The 22,461-nt window shown below is 52.8% G+C and carries 23 protein-coding genes; 13 read left to right on the forward strand and 10 right to left on the reverse strand.

The window, feature by feature from the left end; all coding sequences use genetic code 11:
• The first annotated feature begins 272 nt into the window (after nucleotides 1-272).
• Nucleotides 273-683 carry a hypothetical protein gene (locus Enr10x_RS19015; RefSeq protein WP_145451029.1) on the forward strand — a complete coding sequence of 137 codons (411 nt, stop codon included), beginning with the start codon at nucleotides 273-275 and terminating at the stop codon, nucleotides 681-683.
• A gap of 19 nt (nucleotides 684-702) precedes the next feature.
• Here Enr10x_RS19015 and Enr10x_RS19020 read toward each other — a convergent pair whose 3' ends face one another.
• The 5 genes from Enr10x_RS19020 to Enr10x_RS19040 all read right to left on the reverse strand — a co-directional run bounded on the left by Enr10x_RS19020 (nucleotide 703) and on the right by Enr10x_RS19040 (nucleotide 8,333).
• Entirely contained in the window at nucleotides 703-2,700 is a 1,998-nt protein-coding gene (locus tag Enr10x_RS19020; RefSeq protein ID WP_145111422.1) for an ATP-dependent DNA helicase, read from the reverse strand.
• A 60-nt stretch (nucleotides 2,701-2,760) separates the two neighbouring features.
• Complete coding sequence (locus Enr10x_RS19025; protein WP_197997287.1) at nucleotides 2,761-4,536, reverse strand: SpoIIE family protein phosphatase; 1,776 nt, start codon at nucleotides 4,534-4,536, stop codon at nucleotides 2,761-2,763.
• Between the two features lie 171 nt (nucleotides 4,537-4,707).
• Nucleotides 4,708-6,417 carry a serine/threonine protein kinase gene (locus Enr10x_RS19030; protein WP_145111428.1) on the reverse strand — a complete coding sequence of 570 codons (1,710 nt, stop codon included), beginning with the start codon at nucleotides 6,415-6,417 and terminating at the stop codon, nucleotides 4,708-4,710.
• A gap of 161 nt (nucleotides 6,418-6,578) precedes the next feature.
• On the reverse strand, nucleotides 6,579-7,694 hold the full coding sequence (locus Enr10x_RS19035; RefSeq protein ID WP_145111431.1) for a pyridoxal phosphate-dependent aminotransferase: 1,116 nt from the start codon (nucleotides 7,692-7,694) through the stop codon (nucleotides 6,579-6,581).
• Nucleotides 7,695-7,793: 99 nt separating this feature from the next.
• A complete protein-coding gene (locus tag Enr10x_RS19040) occupies nucleotides 7,794-8,333 on the reverse strand; it encodes an NUDIX hydrolase (protein ID WP_145111434.1) in 540 nt (179 codons plus the stop codon).
• Nucleotides 8,334-8,688: 355 nt separating this feature from the next.
• Between Enr10x_RS19040 and Enr10x_RS19045 the strand changes: the two genes are divergently transcribed.
• Nucleotides 8,689-10,407, forward strand: coding sequence for an SMP-30/gluconolactonase/LRE family protein (locus Enr10x_RS19045; protein WP_145111437.1), 1,719 nt, complete (start codon nucleotides 8,689-8,691; stop codon nucleotides 10,405-10,407).
• A 36-nt stretch (nucleotides 10,408-10,443) separates the two neighbouring features.
• Here Enr10x_RS19045 and Enr10x_RS19050 read toward each other — a convergent pair whose 3' ends face one another.
• The gene (locus Enr10x_RS19050; protein WP_145111440.1) at nucleotides 10,444-10,935 is read right to left on the reverse strand and encodes a hypothetical protein; all 492 of its coding nucleotides are present in this window, start codon (nucleotides 10,933-10,935) and stop codon (nucleotides 10,444-10,446) included.
• 295 nt (nucleotides 10,936-11,230) lie between these two features.
• On the opposite strand from Enr10x_RS19050, the gene Enr10x_RS19055 reads away from it, so the two are divergent.
• Nucleotides 11,231-11,914, forward strand: coding sequence for a uracil-DNA glycosylase (locus tag Enr10x_RS19055; protein WP_145111443.1), 684 nt, complete (start codon nucleotides 11,231-11,233; stop codon nucleotides 11,912-11,914).
• A 12-nt stretch (nucleotides 11,915-11,926) separates the two neighbouring features.
• On the opposite strand, the gene Enr10x_RS19060 is transcribed toward Enr10x_RS19055, so the two are convergent.
• Nucleotides 11,927-12,796, reverse strand: a complete 870-nt coding sequence (locus Enr10x_RS19060; RefSeq protein ID WP_145111446.1) for a formyltetrahydrofolate deformylase — start codon at nucleotides 12,794-12,796, stop codon at nucleotides 11,927-11,929.
• A 210-nt stretch (nucleotides 12,797-13,006) separates the two neighbouring features.
• The gene (locus Enr10x_RS19065; RefSeq protein ID WP_145111449.1) at nucleotides 13,007-13,264 is read right to left on the reverse strand and encodes a hypothetical protein; all 258 of its coding nucleotides are present in this window, start codon (nucleotides 13,262-13,264) and stop codon (nucleotides 13,007-13,009) included.
• Nucleotides 13,265-13,420: 156 nt separating this feature from the next.
• On the opposite strand from Enr10x_RS19065, the gene Enr10x_RS19070 reads away from it, so the two are divergent.
• From Enr10x_RS19070 to Enr10x_RS19110, 9 genes are all read left to right on the forward strand, one after another.
• Nucleotides 13,421-13,750, forward strand: coding sequence for a hypothetical protein (locus Enr10x_RS19070; protein ID WP_145111452.1), 330 nt, complete (start codon nucleotides 13,421-13,423; stop codon nucleotides 13,748-13,750).
• Nucleotides 13,751-14,344: 594 nt separating this feature from the next.
• Nucleotides 14,345-14,674: a hypothetical protein gene (locus Enr10x_RS19075; protein ID WP_145111455.1), complete on the forward strand. Its 330-nt coding sequence runs from the start codon at nucleotides 14,345-14,347 to the stop codon at nucleotides 14,672-14,674.
• 78 nt (nucleotides 14,675-14,752) lie between these two features.
• The gene (locus Enr10x_RS19080; RefSeq protein WP_145111458.1) at nucleotides 14,753-15,088 is read left to right on the forward strand and encodes a hypothetical protein; all 336 of its coding nucleotides are present in this window, start codon (nucleotides 14,753-14,755) and stop codon (nucleotides 15,086-15,088) included.
• A 530-nt stretch (nucleotides 15,089-15,618) separates the two neighbouring features.
• The gene (locus Enr10x_RS19085) at nucleotides 15,619-15,963 is read left to right on the forward strand and encodes a hypothetical protein (RefSeq protein WP_145111461.1); all 345 of its coding nucleotides are present in this window, start codon (nucleotides 15,619-15,621) and stop codon (nucleotides 15,961-15,963) included.
• An 83-nt stretch (nucleotides 15,964-16,046) separates the two neighbouring features.
• The gene (locus Enr10x_RS19090) at nucleotides 16,047-16,370 is read left to right on the forward strand and encodes a hypothetical protein (protein ID WP_145111463.1); all 324 of its coding nucleotides are present in this window, start codon (nucleotides 16,047-16,049) and stop codon (nucleotides 16,368-16,370) included.
• A gap of 67 nt (nucleotides 16,371-16,437) precedes the next feature.
• Nucleotides 16,438-16,764, forward strand: a complete 327-nt coding sequence (locus Enr10x_RS19095; RefSeq protein ID WP_145111466.1) for a hypothetical protein — start codon at nucleotides 16,438-16,440, stop codon at nucleotides 16,762-16,764.
• 791 nt (nucleotides 16,765-17,555) lie between these two features.
• Nucleotides 17,556-17,885 carry a hypothetical protein gene (locus Enr10x_RS19100; RefSeq protein ID WP_145111469.1) on the forward strand — a complete coding sequence of 110 codons (330 nt, stop codon included), beginning with the start codon at nucleotides 17,556-17,558 and terminating at the stop codon, nucleotides 17,883-17,885.
• 76 nt (nucleotides 17,886-17,961) lie between these two features.
• Nucleotides 17,962-18,300 (forward strand): hypothetical protein, encoded by a 339-nt coding sequence (locus tag Enr10x_RS19105; protein WP_145111473.1) that lies wholly within the window; start codon nucleotides 17,962-17,964, stop codon nucleotides 18,298-18,300.
• Nucleotides 18,301-18,707: 407 nt separating this feature from the next.
• On the forward strand, nucleotides 18,708-19,040 hold the full coding sequence (locus tag Enr10x_RS19110) for a hypothetical protein (protein ID WP_145111476.1): 333 nt from the start codon (nucleotides 18,708-18,710) through the stop codon (nucleotides 19,038-19,040).
• A 102-nt stretch (nucleotides 19,041-19,142) separates the two neighbouring features.
• Here Enr10x_RS19110 and Enr10x_RS19115 read toward each other — a convergent pair whose 3' ends face one another.
• Together Enr10x_RS19115 and Enr10x_RS19120 are read right to left on the reverse strand one after the other, a co-directional pair.
• Nucleotides 19,143-20,483: a hypothetical protein gene (locus Enr10x_RS19115; RefSeq protein ID WP_145451030.1), complete on the reverse strand. Its 1,341-nt coding sequence runs from the start codon at nucleotides 20,481-20,483 to the stop codon at nucleotides 19,143-19,145.
• Nucleotides 20,484-20,888: 405 nt separating this feature from the next.
• Complete coding sequence (locus tag Enr10x_RS19120) at nucleotides 20,889-21,515, reverse strand: nucleotidyltransferase family protein (RefSeq protein WP_145111482.1); 627 nt, start codon at nucleotides 21,513-21,515, stop codon at nucleotides 20,889-20,891.
• Nucleotides 21,516-21,631: 116 nt separating this feature from the next.
• Here Enr10x_RS19120 and surE point away from each other — a divergent pair, with 116 nt between their 5' ends.
• Complete coding sequence (surE, locus tag Enr10x_RS19125; RefSeq protein ID WP_145111485.1) at nucleotides 21,632-22,426, forward strand: 5'/3'-nucleotidase SurE; 795 nt, start codon at nucleotides 21,632-21,634, stop codon at nucleotides 22,424-22,426.
• The last annotated feature ends 35 nt before the right edge of the window (nucleotides 22,427-22,461 follow it).

The following is a 22,461-nucleotide window of genomic DNA, read 5'->3' on the forward strand; positions in this document are numbered from 1 at the left end:
TGATTGTAGTCTGAATCCGATTTTTTGATATCGCCAAAAAATAGAATTCTGCCCGGGAACAAAAAAAATGTTGCTTTTTTGAACCGAACTGATAAACAATAGGGGTGCAGGGAACATTGAAATCACGGTGGTTTCAAAACTCCTGATGATAACTGCTGATCTTCACCTCGAACGACAACAGGCACGACACAAATTCGTCGATCAGGTTCAAACTGCTGCTGAAACCGGTTCTGGATTTCAACCGTTTACATAATTGTTCAAGGAGCAGGACAATGATTGCGACTATCAAGAATACATTAAACGCGCAATCGATTTCACAGATCATTGAAGAAGTCAGTACCCTCCAGGAAACAGGGGAAGGGTGCTGGAAAGTTGAATACAACAAGCGGATCCTGTTTTTAATCGTCGATGAGATTCACGACCGGGTGCGCATTATGACCCCGATCATCAAAGAAGAGGATCTGGACGAAGAGGACCTGTGGGACGTGATGGAAGCCAACTTCGACCGTTCCCTGGATGCCCGCTATGCCGTGGGCGACGGTGTCCTCTGGTCCCTGTTTCTGCACCCCCTGACCGACCTGAGCCGGAATCTGTTTCTCGATGGCCTGGATCAGGTCGTCACCCTCGCGAACAACTTCGGCGGTTCGTTCTGCAGCAGCGATATCATTTTCGGCTTGGAATAAGCAAACATCATCCTGCCGATCAATCATCCCGGTCAATGATCAATGTGCAGTCCGGCAGGCTCTCCAGGAATTTCTGACCGTAACGTTTGGTTCGCACCCGTGGGTCCAGAATCACCACCTGCCCCTGATCGCTGGCTGTCCGAATCAGCCGACCGAAGCCCTGCTTCAGTTTGATAATCGCTTCCGGAATCTGATAATCCATAAACGGATTCCCGCCCCGGTTTCGAATCGCTTCCACCCGGGCTTCCAGCAGCGGATGATCGGGAACGCTGAACGGCAGCTTGGTAATGATGACGTTGGTCAACGCATCGCCGGGGACATCGATCCCCTGCCAGAAACTGTCCGTACCAAACAGCACGCCACGGGGATTATTACGGAACCGCTCCAGCATCAACGAACGGGGCAGTCCTTCTCCCTGCAGATACAGCGCCAGGTTATGCTCCTGCAGCCAGCCCGTAATCTGGTCGGCACAGTTTTTCATCATCTTGTAACTGGTAAACAGCGCAAACGCGTGCCCGTCGGTCTGCTCGATATACTGTTTCAGTTTTTCGGTCACTGCGCGTTCATATTCCGCGGGCGCTTCACCGGGGTCGGGCATCGGATCGGGCAGAATCAGTCGCACCTGCTCCCGGTAATCGAAGGGGCTTCCCAGCTTCAGTTCCTCACACTGATTCAGCCCCAGCCGCGAGCGGGTAAAGCTGAAATCCTGATCTCCCACCGCCAGGGTGGCACTCGTCAGAATCACGGTCTCCGCCTGGTTGAATAACTCATCCCGCAATACCGGCCCCACATCCACCGGTGCATTGACCATTTTCACCCGCTGTGTGCGTCCCCGTGACGCTTCCACCCAGTACACCGAGTCAGCATCCGCCTGCTGAGTCAACCAGCTGTGCAGACCATCCCCCAGCGCGGAACAGCGTTCGGCGGCTGCCTGCAGTTCGATCTTTTCTTCTTCACTGTTTAACCGGAATGCATACTCCGATATCTGGGCGGCCAGCAGCTTCATTTCCTGCGTCACTGTGTTCTCGATAGGAGGCAGCTGGCGAATCCGCCGATTGGCCAGCCCCTGACTGGACTGCCACTCCAGCAGATGATCGAACAGATCCCCCACCATGAACCGCAGCCGCATCACATGCTGCTGGCAGTCCACCAGGTTGTGATGCATCAACAGTCCCTTCTGAGTCCGATCGCTATACAGCTTGTTGAACAGATAATCGAACTGGCTGTTGGTAATCGAGAGCCCCAGGTGGTCTCCCGCTACCGCTTCGATCGTGTGGGCTTCGTCCAGAATCACCGTATCGTAATCGGGCAGGATACTGCTCCCCTCCCGGCGGATTGCCAGATCGGAGAAAAACAGAGCATGGTTCACGACCAGCACATCCGCATTCCAGACGCGGCGGCGGGCCCGGTAATAAAAACACTCATTATAAGTGGCACAGCGTTTTCCCAGACAGTTTCCGTGTTCGCTTTGAATCTCGTCCCAGATTTTGGGATGCGGACGAAATTCCAGATCGGAGCGGCTCCCGTCGGTCGTCTTGCGAGCCCACTGCGCGATCTGATCCAGCTGGCTCAGTTCCTCTTCATTGGAGAACGTGTTTCCGGCCCGTTCAACGGTCCCTTTCAGACGCCGCAAGCTGATGTAGTTTGAACGCCCCTTGACCAGGACGGCAGAGAACTCCACCGGCAGCACCGCATTCAGAAAGGGAATATCCCGGTTGATCAACTGCTCCTGCAGACTGATGGTATTGGTCGAGACAATCAGGCGCTTGCGGTCCTTGCCCGATCGGGTCTCATTCTGCCGACACGTTTCCAGGATCGCTGGTACCAGGTAGGCAAAACTCTTGCCCACGCCGGTCCCCGCCTCCACCAGCAGGTGATGCTTCTCTTCGATCGCCCGCACAACCGCTTCGGCCATCTCCAACTGCTCGGGGCGTTCTTCATAATGATCGAGCCGCCGGGCAATTTTGCCGTCCTTGCCGAGAATGGAAATCACATCAGTAGTCAAAGCGGGCCTCATCCGGTGAGAGTTTGAATAATGGAGCCAGCTGTCCTTCTGGAGCGGCTCCCTGTCCGTGGTTTATTTTTTGCGGCGGAAGCAGACAACGCACATGTCGTCTTTCTGCAGTGAATCATTACGGAACGACTCCACATCTGACAGCAGGCCTTTCACCAGCGGCTCGACTTCTTCCGGTCCCGACTTGAGGTACTTGACCAGCCGGTCCTTATGGTACAGCCGATTTTTGTGATCCATCGCTTCGGTAACGCCGTCCGTATACATCAGCAGCGTGTCCCCTTTTTCCAGCGTGATCGTCTCGACATGAAACGACTGCGTCCGCATCACTCCCAGCGGCATGCCGGATTTTTCCTGAGCCACCGGTTTGACGGTCCCCTTCCCGGCGATGCGTAACAGGGGCGCCATATGCCCGGCATTCACAATGGATACCGTGTGCTTCTTTGGATCCAGCACGGCCAGTATGAACGTAATGAACCGCAGACCAACCCCGCTGGATGCGATCTCAGCATTCAGTTCGGCCAGGGCCTTGTCTGCCGTGTTCCGCGAAAGAATATGGTAACGGGCCGAAGCATACAGGCGGGCCATCAGAATCGCTGCAGGCACCCCCTTGCCGGCGACATCCCCCAGCGTCACTGCCAGCTTCCCGCCGGGCAGTTCGATGTAGTCAAAATAGTCGCCCCCCACACTCTGGGCCGACTCGTAATAATCATAAAACTCGTATTCTTTGTATTTCGGTCGATTATGCGGCAACAGACCCAACTGGATCTGATGTGCGAATTCCAGATCGCGTTCGATATCCCGCTGCTTGACCAGGTCTTCATGCAACTTCGCATTCTCGACTGCCAGGCTCGCCTGCTGTGCGATCGCCACCATCACATCCAGATCGTCTTTATTGAACTGCTGACCGATATCGCGAGTCGCAATCTGAATCACACCCAGGACATCCCCGCCCTGCGACATCAGCGGCACACACATCATGGAGCGGATGCGGAGTGACGTGATACTTTCGCTCATTTTGAAGCGATCGTCTTCGACCGCGTCTGCACTCAGAATTGCGGAACCACTCATGATCGCCTGCCGGACGATTGTTGTGCTGATACGAATCGAGTCCTCATCTTCGCGGCGGCGGGCCTTCGTCGCTTTCACAATCAGTTTTTTTCGCTCCGGACTCTGCAGCATGATAAAGCCCTGATCCGCCTGCGCAAAAATCTTGAACAGACCATCCAGGATCCGCGGCAGCACTTCATCCAGTTTCAGTGCCCGGCTCAGGATCTGGCTGATTTCCAGCACCGCGTGCAGTTTGACTTCAGGCTTCACGCTGATCCGCAGCTGACTGCTGGTATTCAGATCCAGCTGACTGATGATTGAAGAACCGTCGAGGACTCCTTCTGCAGGCTCCTCATCCAGTGCCAGCTGCTGATTTTCCTGCAGCGACTGATTACTCACTTCCAGCGTCTGCTGGATGGCAGAGTCCAGAAATTCGGGAGAGGGTTCGTATTCGACCAGAAACTGCATCTGGATATCACAGATGCTGATGGTGTCGTTTTCGTGGAGTTCGGTGCGGCCTTCAATCACGGTCCCGTTGAGCAGCGTCCCGTTGCGGCTGTGCAGATCTTCCAGGTAGTAAAAGCCGTGACTTTCCAGAATCTGGGCGTGGTAGCGGCTGACGGCGACGTTATCCAGGACGATTTCACAATTGGGATGCCGTCCCATGATCACCCGTTCGCCGCTCAGCTCGATAATCTGTTCGGGAACTTTCCCTTTTAGTATCTGTAAAATCGCCACCGCTGTGCCCGACTCTGCTGAAATAGAACTGGTATGCTGGATTGGTCTGAGCAAGAGGCCGGTCCGGCTCTCGCTCCCCTCATCGGAAACGCTCGATAGATCTAAAGTCCCCAATCAAACGCTCTGAGAAATGTATTATAAAGAATCTCTCAGGAAATGACATCTCTACTGCTCCACGCAGTTCGCGAGATTATCTGAACTCTCCGGAATCAGTCGTTTTTGATATCAGGAACCAAACTGGGGCTCGGGTTCGACATCAAACTTTTCGAACTCCCTTCTCAATCTGTCGAAATCTTCCTTCGTGCTGTTTTTATCAGCCTTCTGATTTCGTTCCATCGCCAGTCGGGAAATCGCTCTCAACTCCTCATCCAGATCTCCCAGATGATTCCAGACCTGTCCATCCCAGTAATTCATGGATTCTTTGTAATTCTGCGCCAGACTCTCCAGTGCCATCAGACCGGCATAACCATTCGTTTTGTATCGAGGCTGACTGGAATCAGCCAGTTCCTGAAAAATCGGTCTGGCTTCCTCATAACGTCCGCTTTTGAGGTAAAGCAGTCCCAGGCGAATTTGTGCCAGGGGCTTGTAGATATCATTCTCCGGATAATACTCGATCACCGCCATCCAGCCATCTTCACCGTTGATACTGTCATTCATCCGCAACGCCCGGAAGTACTGCAACATCGCGGAATTATCCTTTGGAATCACTGGCTGGGAAGCCGTCTCACCCTGGGGACTCTGAAATGGCGCATTCAGAGGATCTCCGGGACGATTCACCCAGCCCACCGCTGCCGCGACACTTCCCAGGCAGAGTGATGCCAGCAGGAACGTCGCCAGTTGCTTCTGTAATCCCTGATTTCCCTGAAACGGGAGCCATGATCGCCAGTCGCGTTTGACACTGGTTGCCGGCTGTTCGGGTATCTTCCGGATCTCCTGCATCAGGGCTGAGGCATTCGCCGGCCGCTTGTCCGGATCCTTCTCCATCATCCGATGCACGAGATCGCACAACTCCTCCGGCAGATCGGGGCGTCGATTTTTCAGCGAAGGGGCTGCTTCATTCAGATGCTTGACCGCAATCGAAAGTGCCGTCTCTCCATGAAAGGGAGGCCGTCCCGAAATGAGGTGATAGCAGGTCACTCCCAGGGAATAAATATCGCTTCGCTGGTCCAGGGCCTTCCCGTTGACCTGTTCCGGACTCATATACAGCGGAGTCCCCATCGTGGTCCCCACCTGGGTCAGATGCACCCGTTCTTCCGCTTGCGCGATCTGCGCCAGCCCGAAATCCGCCACCTTGATCAGTTTGCGGGATGTAATCATGATGTTCTCAGGTTTGATATCCCGATGCACGATCCCTTTTTCCGCAGCGGCATGCAGCGCCGCAGTCACCTGCCGCATGATCTTGAGAATCAGTGCACAATCGGGCGGCGCATTGCGGGCCAGGTATTCTTTCAGATTGACTCCGCGCACGTATTCCTGGGCAATGTAATGCGTCCCATCAAAATCGCCCGTCATATAAACCTGGACGATATTCGGATGCGTCAGCCCCGCAGCGGCTTTCGCCTCGCGTTCAAATCGTCTGACGTGCGTCTCATCGCTCATCAGTTCGCTGTGCATCACTTTGATGGCGGCTTCGCGTTTCAGGGAGACCTGTTCGGCGAGATAAACGGTCGCCATCCCTCCCTGTCCCAGCCGACGCAGAATCTTGAAATCGCCCAGTTGCTTACCGACGAGATTGACTGATTCAGTCTGCTTATTTCCCGACCGTGGCGTCTCGCCCGGCTGATAAACCGTGTCCGCATGCAGATCCGAATCCGACAGGTGCGCAAGCGGAGAGGATTCCCCTCCCTGCTTCTCAACAGGGCGTGAAGCGGGCTTCTCGCGAGAGGATCCGGTGGGAGCCCTGCGGCTGTTTTTCTGCGGTTTATCAGAAGTCATAAGTCGTTGTCAGGCAGTATGGTAAGTCAATTGAGACCGGAATGCGTGTGTCACACACTCTCCATGATAGGGGTGATACCCTTTCAGGTATAGAGAAAGTTTTCATTTGTACAAAAAAACTTCTCCCCACCTCAGAACCGACCATTTTCAGGTCGGATTGTTCACATTTTACGGTCTGCCAGACGATTCAGGATTTCTGCCCCCGCTTCCAGAACCGGGTTTTCCTGGGCATAGGAGATCCGGAAATGCGTATCCTGATTACTGAACACATTCCCCGGTATGATCAGCAGGTTATTTTTGATCGCTTCGGTACAGAATTCCGTCCCGGTTCCCCAGGGCGTTTTCACGAACATGTAAAACGCCCCCTGGGCCCCGGCGATCTCGAATCGATCCGAGAGCCGATCCCGCATCAGATCCCGCTTTTCCTTGTACTCTGCCACGCGTCCTGAGATGTCACACTCCAGTGCTGCCAGACCGGCCCACTGCACGGGATGCGGCGCACAGACGAACGTGTATTGCTGCAGCTTGATCATCTGCTGCATCACCGCTTTGGGTCCATGGACGAACCCCAGCCGATGCCCGGTCATCGAATGCGATTTGCTGAAGCCGTCAATCACGATCACTTTCTCGTTGTAGGTCGCTGGACTGATAAAGGGACCGTCATAACAGAAAGAGCGATAGATCTCGTCGCTGACCAGTGCGATATTTTTTTCGGCTGCCAGTTCCGCCAGTGCCCGGGTCTCCTCTTCCGAAGCCACGTGCCCTGTCGGGTTGCTCGGGCTGTTAAACAGAATCAGCTTGGTTTTGTCGGTGATTGCCGCCCGAACTTTTTCCAAGTCGATCTTGAAGTCGGGATAGGTTTCCACAAAGACCGGTTTGCCCCCCACCACACGCGTCAGATGCGTATACATCACGAAGTAGGGATCAAAGACAATCACTTCATCACCCGGATTCACCAGGGCATTGAGCACGAGCATCAGCGCTCCGCTGGTGCCGCTGGAAATAAATACCTGGCGATCTTCGTGATGATAGGTCTCATCCACCTGTGCCTGGATCTTTTCGATCAGCGGCGCAATTCCCTGTGACTGGCTGTATGCGTTTTTGCCGTCCCGCACCGCCTGGCATAACGCATCTTTGATTACATCGGGGGTATCGAAGTGGGGCTGTCCGATACTGAGGTTGATCGGATTTTTCATATTCGCCGCCAGATCAAAAACCTTCCGGATTCCAGAAGCATCAATCAGGCTCATCCGGTCGGCTATCCATTCTTCACTCATGGGAGTCTCATTCTATTGCTAAAAGGCTGATTCAGTAGATCTGAAATGTTGTGTCTGTCGCCATTATAACCCGTTTCGCCTGAGAATATAGCAAACGGCTCAGGAAGTGGCGGGCACATGTTTGGATAGAAAATACAGGCCGGCATAAATTCGCGCATCCAGCAGACAGCCTCGCGCTTCAGCCGCGTTCAGCCAGTCCTCAATTTCGGCAAACGGGACACTGTGCACCGTGATATTTTCCGATTCATCCCCTCCCCCCTCCGAAACCTGCTCCAGATCGAGGGCCAGAAAAAACTGGACTGCTTCATCGCTCAGGCCGGCCGAAGAGACCGTAGACCCCAGGGAACTGATCCGCCCCGCGGTATAACCGGTCTCTTCCTCCAGTTCCCGCAGCGCCGCCGTTTCCAGCTGCTCATCTTCCTGCCCTGCGATATCCCCCGCCAGACCGGCCGGGAATTCAATCACCGGCGCATTCACGGGAGGACGGAACTGTTCGACCAGAATCACCCGGTAATCCCGGGTCAGTGGGAACAGGCAGACCACCCCCGAAGCGTTGGCACGTTGCACAAATTCCCAGCGCCCCCGCTTGACCAACCTCAAAAAACGGGTTTCGATCAACGTCTCATCGGCTTCACTCATCCTGGTATGCTTTCTCTGCTTTCCGGGTGGTCTCTCGGTGAACCGGCCCGGCTTTCTTGTCGCGAACCAAAGCAATCTGACTCAAAACGATTGATCTGTTACTTCAGATTCCTGAGAATAAACAGACTGACGTTGATTCCCGTTTCCAATGCCGAGGTACCTGTTTGATACGCAACAGACCACAAAGGTTCGCTCCCCCTTCACGGCTGTCCATGCCACTGATTGTAGGAGTCGGACTCTGTTTTATCTACAGTCCCGGCTTTCAGGATCACGGGGAACAGTCATCATTCGAACACAACCATAGTTCCGCCAGACATGGATCTCGATTCTCATCTCATGATATCAGGAAGCATTTATGAAACAGCTCGCTCTCGTATTGCTCACAGTTCTCCTTGTGCAGAATTCCCTGCACGCAGAGGAGTCCGTCGTCGACACGTCCTCACCGCTGGAAACCATCGCCACCGACTTTGGTCTGGCCGACGGTCCCGCCTGGGATGGACGCGGCACACTTTATTTCCCGGACGTCAAAGGAGGGAAACTGTACCGTTATCAACCCCGCTCCGGCAAGGTACAGGTCTTTCTGAATGACGCAGGCCGGATCAGCGCCAGCTTCTATGATCATGGGAAACTCTACCTCTCAGATAACGGCAACAGTGAAATCTGCGTGCTTGAGGGCAAACAGAAAAAACGCATCAACGGTCAGCCCAATGACGTCAAACCACCGCGGCGTCCGAATGACCTGGTTGTCGATCAGACGGGGGGCATCTATTACACGCTCACCGGCCCCGGCGAAGTCATCTGGATCTCCCCGGAAGGCAAACAGTCGGTCGCCATCAAAGAGATCAAGACACCGAACGGAATTACTTTGTCCCCCGATGGACAGACCCTGTATGTCGCCGCCTACGTTCCCAAAGAAATCTGGGCTTATGACGTGACGAAACCGGGCGTCGTTAAAAACGGACGCCTGTTTGCCACCATGGACGACGGGCCCGATAAGGGAGCCGACGGTATGACCATCGATCGCGCCGGAAACGTCTACTGTGCCGGTGCTGCCGATATCTGGATCTGGAATCCTAAAGGCAAACTGCTGGCCAAAATTCATACGCCCACCCGGCCGATCAACTGCACCTTCGGCGACCAGGATATGCGTTCGCTCTATATCACCGGTTTTGGTGGTCTGTATCGCCAGCGGATGAACGCCTATGGCTGTATGCCGGAGCCTGCCGTTTCGGAAAACACCGGCAATCGTCCTTCTACAGAAGTACCTGAGTCAGTAACACCACACCTGAACGTCGTCTACGGTCAGGCGGGGCCCCGTAAACTCCTCGCTGATATTTTTGTCCCCAGCAAAGGAACAGGACCGTTCCCGGCGGTCGTCGTCGTGCACGGCGGAGGCTGGCTGAATGGAGACAAAACCAAATTCCGGGCGCTGGCAATCGCACTGGCTGAACGAGGCTATGTCACCATGGCCGTCGGTTACCGCCTGGGATATGAAGCCAAATTCCCGGCAGGAATTCAGGACTGCAACGCCGCAGTTCGCTTTCTGCGAGCTGAAGCCGCTAAGTACGAAGTCGATCCGCAGCGTATCGGCGCGGTCGGCGGTTCTGCCGGCGGACACCTGGTCGGACTGATGGCGGCTGCCCCACACGCCAAACAGCTTCAGGGAGACGCCGGCTATGCTGATCGCACTTCCAAACTCCAGGCCGCGATCGTGATGGCAGGACCGATGATGATGGCTTCCGGTTCCGTCGCGGAACGTTCCCGCAAGGATCCGAAAAAATCCAACTCGAACCAGTGGCTGGGCAAGACCATCGACGAAGCACCGGAACTGTATGAGCTCAGCGATGCCTATCTGCATCTCTCAAAAGAGACACCGCCACTGCTGTTCATGACCGGAGAATTTGACAATCCCGAACGCAATGCGCCGTCACGGGAAAAGCTCAAATCACTGGGCGTACCGACCGGGATCAAAGTCTATCCCAAGGGCAAACACGGCTGCTGGAACCAGCTTCCCTGGTTCAATGACATGGTCGCCGATATGGACCAGTTTTTCCAGCAACACCTGAAGAAGTAAAAGAGAGACTTGTGAGAAGGAGAGGACAGGTAAACGTTATTTGTCCTCTTCTTCCTCATCAAACTCATATTCATCGTCAGCGAAATCAAACTCGCTGTCGGCGGCGTCTTCAAAGTCATCATCACCGAATTCATCCACTTCGTCGAAGCTCATCCCGTCATCTTCATCTTCATCAACGGCATCAAATTCGTCTTCGCTGATTTCACCTGAGAGCTCTGCTGCGGAATCGGCGACGAACATTTCATCATCCCCTTCGTCCTCGAAATCATCCTCGTCGGCAGATTCCAGTTCCGGCTCGTCTTTCGATTTCTTTGCTTTCTTGCCTGTCCCTTTGGGACCAAAAATCAGGGCACCGATGGGCATCAGCGTGAGCAGGCCGCTCATCAGCAGCGTCAGGCCAGCGACGCCCAACAGTAGCGTGGGCATGGATTCAGCATGATTCAGGAATGCCATGACCAGCAGGTAAGTTAAAAAACCACCGGGAATCGCGGCCACCAATGACATCAGAGGGAGTTGTAGTTTCGACACAGTCACTGTTCCTGAAAGAGGCGTACTCAAATGTGGAATATCAGTCACGCTGCGATTTCGACGCCTGTCAGGCAGTCACAGCGTTTTGACACTATCGTAAAGAGGCTTCGGACGGTTTTTCAAGCCTCGATTTTAAAATGTTCTCTTTAAATATAGAGTCCCGTTTGACGGCGTTACCCCTTTACTGGTATTGATGATCTATCCCCGTCGCATTTCCCCGGTCCGACGGGTGCGTTCCTCATAATCCGCATAACCAGCAACAGTACCATTGATCAGCAGTCCGACGGGAATCCCGATGTCGAAGTCAAACTGGAATCAACTGAACCGAAAGATCACGGACTGCAGCCTCTGTGAACGTCTGCGTGAGCACTGCCTGAAAATCGCGGAAGAAAAACGGAAAGCCTTTCTGGACTGGGACTACTGGGGCAAACCGGTCCCCAACTTCGGGGATCCGCAGGCGGAACTGCTGATCGTTGGACTGGCTCCCGCAGCCCATGGGGCCAACCGGACCGGCCGCATGTTTACCGGCGACCGCAGCGGGGACTGGCTCTACCGCGGTCTGCACAAAGCGGGCTTTGCCACGCAACCCGAAGCGGTCAGCAGCGATGATGGCCTGGAGCTGATTAATTGCGCGATCACTGCAACCTGCCACTGTGCCCCTCCAGCCAACAAGCCAACGCGCGAAGAAATCGAAAACTGTCACCCCTGGCTGGAACAGACGGTCGACCTGCTCCCCGTGAAAGTCTTCCTCGCCCTGGGACAGATCGGCTGGAAAGCGGTGCTGGATTTCAAAAAGCGTCAGGACAAACTGTCGGGCAAACGACCGGCCTTTGGCCATGGAGCCGCTTATCAGTTTCCCGACGGGCACTGGCTCGTCGGCAGCTATCATCCCAGCCAGCAGAACACGTTTACCGGCCGGCTGACCGAGCCCATGTTCGATGCGGTCTTTGAACTCGTCAAAACAAAACTGAATGACTGACAGAGATGCATCTCAATTCTTACCATTGATGCTCACGACGCGATGAAAGTGCAGTTCGACCTCGCGATCGACCACCCGGCGAACTCCTTCCACCAGGCATTCGGGTTCGTGTTCCGTTTCCCCGATCCGCTTGATCTCTTTCAGCGAAGTTCCCGGCGAAACTGTGAAGGCATTCTGATGAATGATCTGATTGCCTGCATCCAGTTCGGGAATGATGAAATGGATCGTGGCACCAAACGTCAGCATGTGATGGCTGTAAGCATCTTCGTAAGGCTGAAAACCCGGAAAGGAGGGCAGCAGACCATGATGCAGGTTGACAATTCGTCCCCCGGCAAAACTCCAGCAGATCCGGGGAGGCAGCACGCGCATGTAACGGGCGAGCAGAACATAGTCGACATCATATTGATCAAACAGCGCCACCATCTGGTCGTTATCCGGATTCCCACGCTCGTCGCCGATATTATGAAAATCCAGCCCATGCTCTGCCGCCAGGGACTGGCAGCGATCCCGGTTCCCGATGATCACGGCCGGCTCTGCATTGATGACTCCTTCCTGGATCGCATTCAATACCGCAGCCGCAGGTTCGCTGCGGTACGTCGTACAGATCGCGATCCGGGGTGGACGTGCATGCTCGTCACGAGCCCAGACCCGTAACACCAGTCCTTTCTGCTCGCCGATCTGCAGAATCCGCTCCCGCAGGACTGCGACCGGCTCCACTTCGACCGGCCAGTCAATCCGCAGCAGCATCGCGAACAGGCGTTCTGAATCATGATCGTACATCTGGATTTCATGAATATTCGCCCCCACTCCGGTGACGTAATGCACGATAGGATCGGCTAATCCACGATTGTCCGGACCGACGGCTGTAATGGTAACTTGCATAATCTCCAGCACTTTCCTGAATGTCCGATTCATTCCGACTCCGAGATGAATCGCTGAAAACACCTTCTTAAATGTATCCCACGGAGCTGCTGCGCTCTGAATTTTATCAGAGTCTGGCTGAAAAACGTTTCGTTGCCTCTGAAATCATATTCGATTTACAGGTTTGTCGGAATTCTGAAACATCGTTTGTAAAGCCGTGTTTCAGATCCTTTACAAAAATGGAAGGTCGATACTCCTACCTGAAATGTCCTTTACCAGGACCGCGCCCCCTAAACCCCGAATTGCCAGTTGATTATACCGACCAGCAGCAATGCCAGCCCCTGCAACCCGCAAATCAGAATTATCTGGCACGATCTCTGCAATCGTTACAACCGTTAAAGAAATCATGTTCAGAATAACTGATTTCATCCCTGCAGCTGGAATCAGCATAAACCGGTTACTGGTTCTACCAATGGGGATGGCTGACACCTGGCCTCTTCAGCCCGTGCGAGTTGACTCTCAATCATCTCGCATCCGAGGTCCAGGGAGCAGCCTTTCGCTTGTTCTGTACAGATTTCGAAGTCTCTCATGATTCACATTGAATCAACGAAATACTCTCTATCTCAAAATCAAGGAACTCAAACAATGTGGAAACAATTTCTGAATGACGAAGCTGGCTTCGTCATCTCTGCAGAACTGGTCCTGGTCCTGACCATCGCCGTCCTGGCCATGATCGTCGGCCTGAGTGAAGTCGCTGTCGCAGTCAACACCGAGTTAAACGACATTTCAAACGCAATCGGAGCCCTCAGACAAAGCTATGCCTACACCGGTTTCCGGGGTACCGGCGGTAAATTCAAAAGCTTTTATGCCGGCTCACGTTTTGAGGACGCAGTCGACGACTGTGACCTGAATACAACCTGTGACCTGGTCACAGGAGTCCGGTTTGTTACTGCCAATGAAGGTGGACGCAGATAAGCCTGAAGATCTACTACATACTTGAGAGCTGATCGAGACGAGCTCCGGGAGAGAACCTTCTCTTCCGGGGTTTGATTTTAACAATTGACCTTTCTGAAATGACGCATTTGTTGGTTTTCTGAAACACCATTTGTAAAGCCGTGTTTCAGATTCCTTACACTCCTTTACGTTCCCACCTCCTGAACATTCTCGCGCCATCTGCCCATCCCTGCGATAAACTGCATCAATTAAAGGCGTCAGTAACAAGTTTCCTTGTTTGCGAGTTCTACCGTTTATAAAGATTCTACCTTCGGCATGACCTATGCAAACATCCTGATCGTGCATAGAGGAAATGTGCAAACAGATCTGTCAAAAACAGGTTTGGGTCATCATTTGGAATCCGAGTGAACCGGTTCTCGTGGTTTCAATCTGAATGGCTTGCCTTTTCCTGGTCATCAGTCGTTCTGTTCAACCTCTGTGGTTGTGCTGAATTCTGACCGGCCTTTGCACAAGCAGAGGCGCACGCTGCGCAACTGCAGTCTCTCGCGATTCCTGATTTCTCGATCGGATTCGTAACTGATCTCTTTACTCTCAAGTACTACAAGGAACTCAAGCATGTTGAATCAATTCTGGAATGACGAAGCTGGTTTCGTAATTTCTGCGGAACTCGTTCTCGTTCTCACCATCGCTGTACTGGCCATGATCGTCGGTCTGAGCGAAGTCGCTGTTGCTGTTAACACTGAGCTGAACGATATTTCAAACGCAATCGGTGCTCTGAACCAGAGCTACGCCTACACTGGTTTCCGCGGAAACGGTGGCAAGCTGAAGAGCTACTACGCTGGTTCTACCTTCTCAGACGCTGTTGACGACTGTGACCTGAACACTACTTGTGATCTGGTTACCGGCGCTGGCGCTGTCACTGCTGGCGAAGGAACCACTCCGTAATCCGGATCTGGTTACCTCAGTAAAACCAGGCTCTGTTCAGGACTCTCCTGAACAGAGCTTTTCATAAAGGGCCTGCCAATGAAACAATTATGGCAAGATGAAAGTGGTTTTGTGATTTCTGCGGAACTGGTGCTGGTACTCACCATCGCTGTACTGGCGATGATCGTGGGACTCAGCGAAGTCGCCGTGGCCGTCAATACAGAACTGAATGACATTTCAAACGCCATCGGCGCACTGAATCAGAGTTATGCTTATACCGGCTTTTCAAGTGTTTCACCCATCGGTGAAAAGGTGAAAAGCTCTTACTCTGGCTCGAGTTTTTCCGATGCCGTCGATGATTGTGACCTCAATACGACCTGTGACCTCGTAACCGGCGTTGGCGCCGTTACTGCTTCTGAATCTACGACACCGTAGTTTCAGACTAAACGACTACAACTGATTCTGGCTCTGTTTGGGATTATCCTGGCTCCGTTCGGGATACTCCGGAACAGAGCCTTTTTTATTGGCTGGAGCTGAAAACGAAACCATTCCAGCCAAAGCGAAATGCTGCTGCTCAACTTCAAAACTGAGAGATACAACCGATGACAGTAACCTCAATACAACATCTACCCCCGTAACCGGCGTTTGAACCGTTACAACTTCTGAATCTACAACACTGTAAATTCAGATTGAACACCTACATCTGATTCTGGCTCTATTCGGGAATATCCTGGCTCCGTTCGGGACATTCCTGAACAGAGCCTTTTTTTATTGGCTGAACGGAAAATGAACACTTCAAAATCAGGTTGAAGCTCCTCAACTGCAACCAGTGACGACCGTCTGAAAGAGAACTGCTCCTGATTCGGGATCAAAGCGAGAGAGCGAGAGCGAGAGAGAGCGAGAGAGAGATTTTTGTCGGGCCTTGCGCGAGGTCCATACTGAACTGTTTTTTGAAAGGGCTGAAAATGAAAGCGTTATGGAATGATGAACATGGATTTGTGATATCTGCAGAACTGGTACTGGTCATGACCATCGCAGTGCTGGCGATGATCGTGGGACTCAGTGAAGTCGCCGTCGCGGTCAACACGGAACTCAATGATATCTCAAATGCCATCGGCGCGCTGAATCAGAGCTACGGCTACACGGGATTCAGTAGTTTCAATGCCTCTGCAGAGAAGGAGAAAAGCTACTACTTCGGTTCATCCTTCAGAGATGCGACCGATGACTGCGACCTGAATACCACCTGCGATCTGGTGGGAGGAATACGTAGCGCCGTTTCTGAGAGCGGGACGTCTCCCCGATCGGAATGAGAACTGGAGAGTGTAAGAGAGTTTTTTTTGCAGGACCCTGTGCGGGGTCCAATCTGAACTGTTTTTTTTGAAAGGGCTGAAAGATGAAAGCGTTATGGAATGATGAACACGGATTTGTAATTTCTGCGGAACTGGTACTGGTCATGACCATCGCGGTGCTGGCGATGATTGTGGGACTCAGTGAAGTCGCTGTCGCAGTCAACACGGAACTCAATGATGTCTCGAATGCCATCGGCGCTCTGAACCAGAGTTACGCCTACACGGGTTTCATTGGGAGCGGTGGGAAGATCAAAAGCGGTTACACCGGGTCGCGTTTCACCGATGCGACCGACGATTGCGACTTGAACACCACCTGCGACCTGGTCTCGACAAGACTGATCAGTCCTGAAGGTGGCAATCAAAAATAGGAAGCGTATCTCACGGGACCCTGTGCAGGGTCCATCCTGAACTGAGTTTTTTGAAAGGGCTGAAAAAATGAAAGCGTTATGGAATGATGAACATGGATTTGTGATTTCTGCGGAACTGGTACTGGTCATGACCATCGCGGTGCTGGCGATGATCGTGGGACTCAGTGAAGTTGCGGTCGCGGTGAATACCGAACTCAATGATGTCTCGAATGCCATCGGATCCCTGAACCAGAGTTACGCCTACACGGGTTTCATTGGGAGCGGTGGGAAGATCAAAAGCGGTTACACCGGTTCCCGCTTCACTGATGCGACCGATGACTGCGACCTGAACACCACCTGTGATCTAGTCTCGATCAAACTGGCAACGCCGGAATCCTCTGCAGACAGAAGATAGTCCAAGAGGCAGAATCTGAATAACTGGCATAGCCAGTAATACCCCTAAACTCGGGTATCTGCAGCAGTTATGACATTTGCAGAGGCCCGATGTTTAAATAAAAACTCATCCAGTTGACAGTCTGATTAACAGTCTGTTCAAAACCGTTGATAAATCCTGTTGCCGGAAATCAACCAACCGAACTTTTCCCACAACAGGAATGTTTTCCAGGTCGAATCCTGTAAACCCTATGCCGGGTTACAGTTATAACGATCGCCCAATCACGTTTCTTTCCCACCACAAGCCCTGTTGACCTCAGACAACCTCTTTCCCGTCCCGTTTCTGGCACACCTGCTGCGTTATGGACCTGCTGTTACCGAAACGAAGAATCAAAATCTGAATCCAAAAGATCGAGAAAACAATCGATTCGCAGCGTTGTGACCCGTGTTGAGGCTTCTTCAATTCTTGCGATTTGTCCCCGAGAGAAGAAGAGAAGCAACTGCATTGCATGAAGGTGAGAGAGCATTCAATGCGAGTGGTGTCTCCGACATCACGACTGGGCTTCCTTTGCTCCGCGGGTCATAACGTGCGTTTTACGAATTACCAGGAATACAAATCTGCAGTTTGTGCCGTGAAGTGTACCGGCCAGTACATTTCGCAACTGTGCCTGAATGGAGCGTTGTCTCTCAAACTGGCAAAACCCGGTGATTGCTGTCGCAATCATCAGCTACTTGTCGCAGCAGGCGTTCTTTCGGAGAAGGTCTTCTGCCAATCAGTCTCTCAATATGTTTAAAACCAAGGAACTCACTAGTATGTTAAATCAACTTTGGAAAGATGAAGCAGGTTTCGTAATTTCAGCTGAACTCGTACTCGTACTGACCATCGCTGTACTGGCTATGATCGTCGGACTGAGCGAAGTTGCTGTCGCTGTTAACACCGAACTGAACGACATCTCAAACGCCATCGGATCTCTCAACCAGAGCTACGCCTACACCGGTTTCGCTGGTACTGGCGGAAAGAACAAAAGCCACTACGCTGGTTCTATGTTCAACGACGCTGTTGATGACTGTGACCTGAACACAACCTGTGATCTGGTTACCGGAACAACTGGTGTAACCGCTTCTGAAGGCGTTACTCCGTAATTTGATCTCTCATCAAATTTACAGACTCTGCCCGGATCACTCCGGGCAGAGTTTTTTTTCAATAAGGGGATAAATCATGATGCGGGCTTTCTGGAAAGAGGAATGTGGATTTATAATTTCGGCTGAACTCGTCCTGGTGCTGACTATCGCTGTTCTGGCCATGATCGTGGGACTCAGCGAAGTGACTGTCGCTGTGAACACAGAACTCAATGACGTGTCCAATGCAATTGGCGCGCTCAATCAAAGTTACGCTTACACCGGTTTTGGCGCTTATGCCACCTGTGATGGCAAACACAAAAGTTACGTCGCCGGCTCCAGGTTCAAAGACAATGTCGATGATTGTGATTTGAACACAACCTGCGATCTGGTCACTGGAACCACTGCTGTCACCGCTTCTGAAAGCGTGACACCGTAGTAGTTCGAACACACCTTCGCTAGAGACCTTCAAAGGACCGCTGGATGCGCCAGCGGTCCTTTTCTTGCTTCACTCAACTTACACTTTGTTCAAGATTTCTGTTCAAGCCCCTTAACAGATTGCAGGCAGGGAAGCACAGGTCCTCTCAGAAATGACTTCCAGTTGAGATATGCCTAAATCACTTACTGGTAATCAGATAAATGCTGTCCGCTACCGCCGGACACTGTCACTTTTAACAGTACTGGCATGCCCTCTGCATTAATGCGAGGCAGGTAGACGGTTTTGAGTTATACCACTCAAAGCTTCTGCTGGTACTGAAAACTCTCTCACAATCAATCTCTCTCACATAGCTGATGCTCGACAGTAGATCGACACAGCGTACTCTACCAGGTAAAGGGGACTCTCTCATGTTGCGCGTGATGCACCGTTTGTACAATGATGAAGCCGGTTTCGTCATTTCAGCTGAATTGGTTCTGGTCTTAACGATCGCCGTACTGGCAATGATTGTGGGGCTGAGCGAAGTCGCTGTGGCAGTTAACACAGAACTCAATGATGTTTCTAACGCCATCGGGGCGTTGAATCAGTCCTACTGCTTCACTGGATTCAAAGCAAGTTGCCAGGGCAAAACCAAAAGCTATGTCGCCGGCAGCCATTTCCAGGATGCCTTCGATGACTGTGACCTGAATACAAGCTGTGATCTTGTGACAGGAACGTCTTACGTAGGATCAGAAGGCTGGTAAGAGCAGCAGACTGCTCCAGCTTCCGTCAACAAAAAAACAGAGGCGGGTTTCAACTGAAACCTGCCTCTGTTCGTTTACATCACAAGTGAATCTTCAATCCGCTTATGCAGAAACCTTTGGTTTTGCAGGAGTGGATTTCGGATTGGCTTCGGGTTCCGGCTCGGGAGTCGGAGCAACAGGCTTATTGGATCCCCGAGTCTGGGGAGCCGGAGCCAGATTGCAGTTACCGGTCGAGCAGGCAGAAGTCGTCGGGCAAACGGTAGTCGGCACCATCGTGCAGACTTCGTAAGGCACCTTCCGGGCCACACACTTGGCAACATAACGTGTGCAGTTCACTGGTACCTGTTTGGGTACGCAGCGGGCAACACGGTGTGTCACAGTGAAAGGCACTTTCCGGGTGACGCATTCAGCCACTTTGCGGGTGCATTTTTCCGATACCATCCGGCAGGTCTGGACGGGTACTTTACGTACTTTTTCTTCGCAGACCCAGCGGCAGGTTTTGTACGGAATCTTCTGGGCAACCGTTTCGGTAACCCAGCGACAGGTCCGGTAAGGAACCTTGGTCACGACGACTTCAGGAACCATTTTACAAACCTTGACAGGTACTTTGTTTACGATCACTTCAGGAACGTAACGAGTCACCTGGACCGGGCAGTTCTGACGTACGACCTGAGGCACATACTTCGTGCAGGGCACCTGGCAGGCGACCCGACGCAGTCTCCAGACCTTACGGCAATGAGTTTTACCCGGCACCTGAACCATGGTCATCCGGGGAATTCCACAGGCATCGGTCGTCCAGCAGGGACGACAACGTCCCGGTTTCTGGATCTGCCGGGTTTCCCAGACCCCCTGCAGACGGTGAACCGTCCGGTAGGTGGTCACAGGCTTCATCACGGTGTAACAACGCTCCTGGTTGATCGTTTCCGTCACAGGACGCATCACCGTCTGGCGGCATTCCTGTTCGATGGTTTCGACAACCGGACGCATCACAGTGCGGCGACACTCCCGCTCATGATTTTCCCAGACTGGCTTCTGTACCTGGTAGCTGCATTCCCGGTACGCGGTTTCAACAACAGGTCGTCGCACGGTGTAACGCTCTTCCCGTTCAGCCGTCTCGTATACGGGTTTTTGAACCGTATATTCGACATCGCGGTAGACCGTTTCGTTGACCATACGATAACAGGTTTCCTGTTTGTCTTGATAAACTGTCTCGTATTCCGTTCGGTAAGCCGTGTACTGCTGAGGTTCCATGACCTGGTCGTACACCGTCCGATAGCATGTTTTTCGCTCGACGCGGCAAGCGGTATAACAGGCAGTCGGCTGACAGGCAGTGGTCGGGCAGCAGTTGTAGCTCGCTGCGCCAAAATACCTGCAGGCTTGTGCGGAATCGTTGACAGCCAGCATCGCCACAGCGGCGAATGCCAGGGCCAGTGTTCTCTTCATTTTTCCCCCTCCAAAAAAGTTCGTCACATGATGAAAGCGTGCGTTTTCCGATTTTTCATTTCATACATGACTGCCTGCATTATTGACATCACCTGAAAAAAGATGCAAATCAAAAGCTGACGTCGCGCATGGAAAAAACAAAATCACAGCGGGTTGTTCCATTTAGCACTCAAGCATAGAACAAATAGTTTTGGCAACTTGAGGAAAAAAGGCGGATATCACTTTTTAGTAAAGAGGTCTTTTGGCGGCGCTGTTTATAATCGTTATCACCGGCAAAGTTTCACAAATGCAACATGAAACGGCCTTAAACGTTTACCATCGCTCAACATGTGAGGTGAAAACCACACCGGGAATCCGCAATGTTGGCTTTTTGCTTCAGCACATGCAGATATCTAAACCCGTTGATCATTCAAAATCGGGGGCAAATCGCTGTCGCACCGCTTCCAGATCGGTGGGGGTATCCAGGTCGATTAATATTTCCGGATCCTCACATTCCCAGAGCATCGGCGACGCCGTCCCCTCTTTCCAGAGCGCATTGATCCCCTGCTCCGCCCCAAGCTGAAAGACCTCTTTCGCGACGGACCAGCGAAAGAACGCCGGGTGCCCCTTCTGTCCCTCAAACGTGGGAATCATGATCCGGGCAGCACTCTGTGACCAGACTTCACACAAACGTTCGATCAAGTCCGGCTTGAGCACCGGATGGTCAGCCGGGATGAGCAGCCAGCTGTCTTCCTCTGTGGGATGATAATGTGCTTCAATCCATCGCAGTGCCGCCTGCACACTGGCTTTCATGTCGGGCGGATCGACCTCCGGTTGCACGAGCTCCACATCCTCTCCTGCCAGGTGCGCTGCGAAAGACTGATCCGCACGGCGTGCCACGATGATGATCCGACAGATCCGGGAAATACCCAGTCCCCTGATCAACCTCTGGATGACGGTCTCTTTCCCCAGGGAGAGCAGCAGCTTGTGCGTCCCCATCCGTCGGCTGTGCCCGGCTGCGGGAATGACGGCAAACAGTCTGCGTGGTGTCATAAATTCTTCCGTTCCGGTAAAATAGTCTTCAGCTCATCCAGAGTGAGTTTCAAGGAAAATGGTTTCATCTGAGGAAACCGGCCAATCTGTGTTCTATGGAGAGTCGAGGTCGTTTCGTGCAAATCCTGTTAACCAATGATGATGGTATTCATGCCCCCGGGCTGCGCAGCCTGCAGGCGGCACTTACGCAACTGGGGGATGTAGAAGTCGTCGCCCCCCTTTCCGAGCAGAGTGGAGTAGGGTTGAGCATCACTTATCTGCATCCCCTCATGATACACCAGGAATTCGAGGGGGAAAAGCATTGGGGCTGGGCGGTCGCCGGCAGTCCCGCGGACTGTGTCAAGCTCGGCATTCTGGAATTCTGTCCGCAGAAACCGGATCTGATCGTCAGTGGTATCAATTCCGGATCGAACGTCGGTATTAACGTGCTCTATTCCGGCACAGTGGCCGGTGCCATCGAAGGCGCCTTTGCGGGAATACCTTCTATCGCGATCTCCGCAGCCAGCAGTTTCTCCAATGACGTCAAACCGGACTATGACCGCTGGGCAGAACAGAGCATTCCCATCATCCGCCAGTTGCTGCAACAGCAGGAAACTTCTGCCGACCGGCTCTGGAATATCAATTTCCCTGAAACCCGGCCAGAATGGCCTCGCGGCGTCAAATGGACTTCGCTGGGAGTCAAACGTCATTTTGACGTCATGGAAAAACGCATCGATCCGCGCGGGCGTCCCTACTTCTGGAGCGGCCTGGATCCCATCATCAATCACCAGCTGGAAGCAGGCACGGATATCCAGGAACTCTCGGAAGGCTACGTAACCGTGACGCCACTCAAATACGATCTGACGGACCATGACCAGCTCGATCTCTCACTGAACGAACAGGGACGGGAATTCGATCTCCCCCCTGGCTGAGCAGTAAAATGCCGTTTCGGAACATCTTCTGCAGA

Origin of the sequence: Gimesia panareensis, assembly GCF_007748155.1 — a bacterium.
Taxonomy (GTDB): Bacteria; Planctomycetota; Planctomycetia; order Planctomycetales; family Planctomycetaceae; genus Gimesia; species Gimesia panareensis.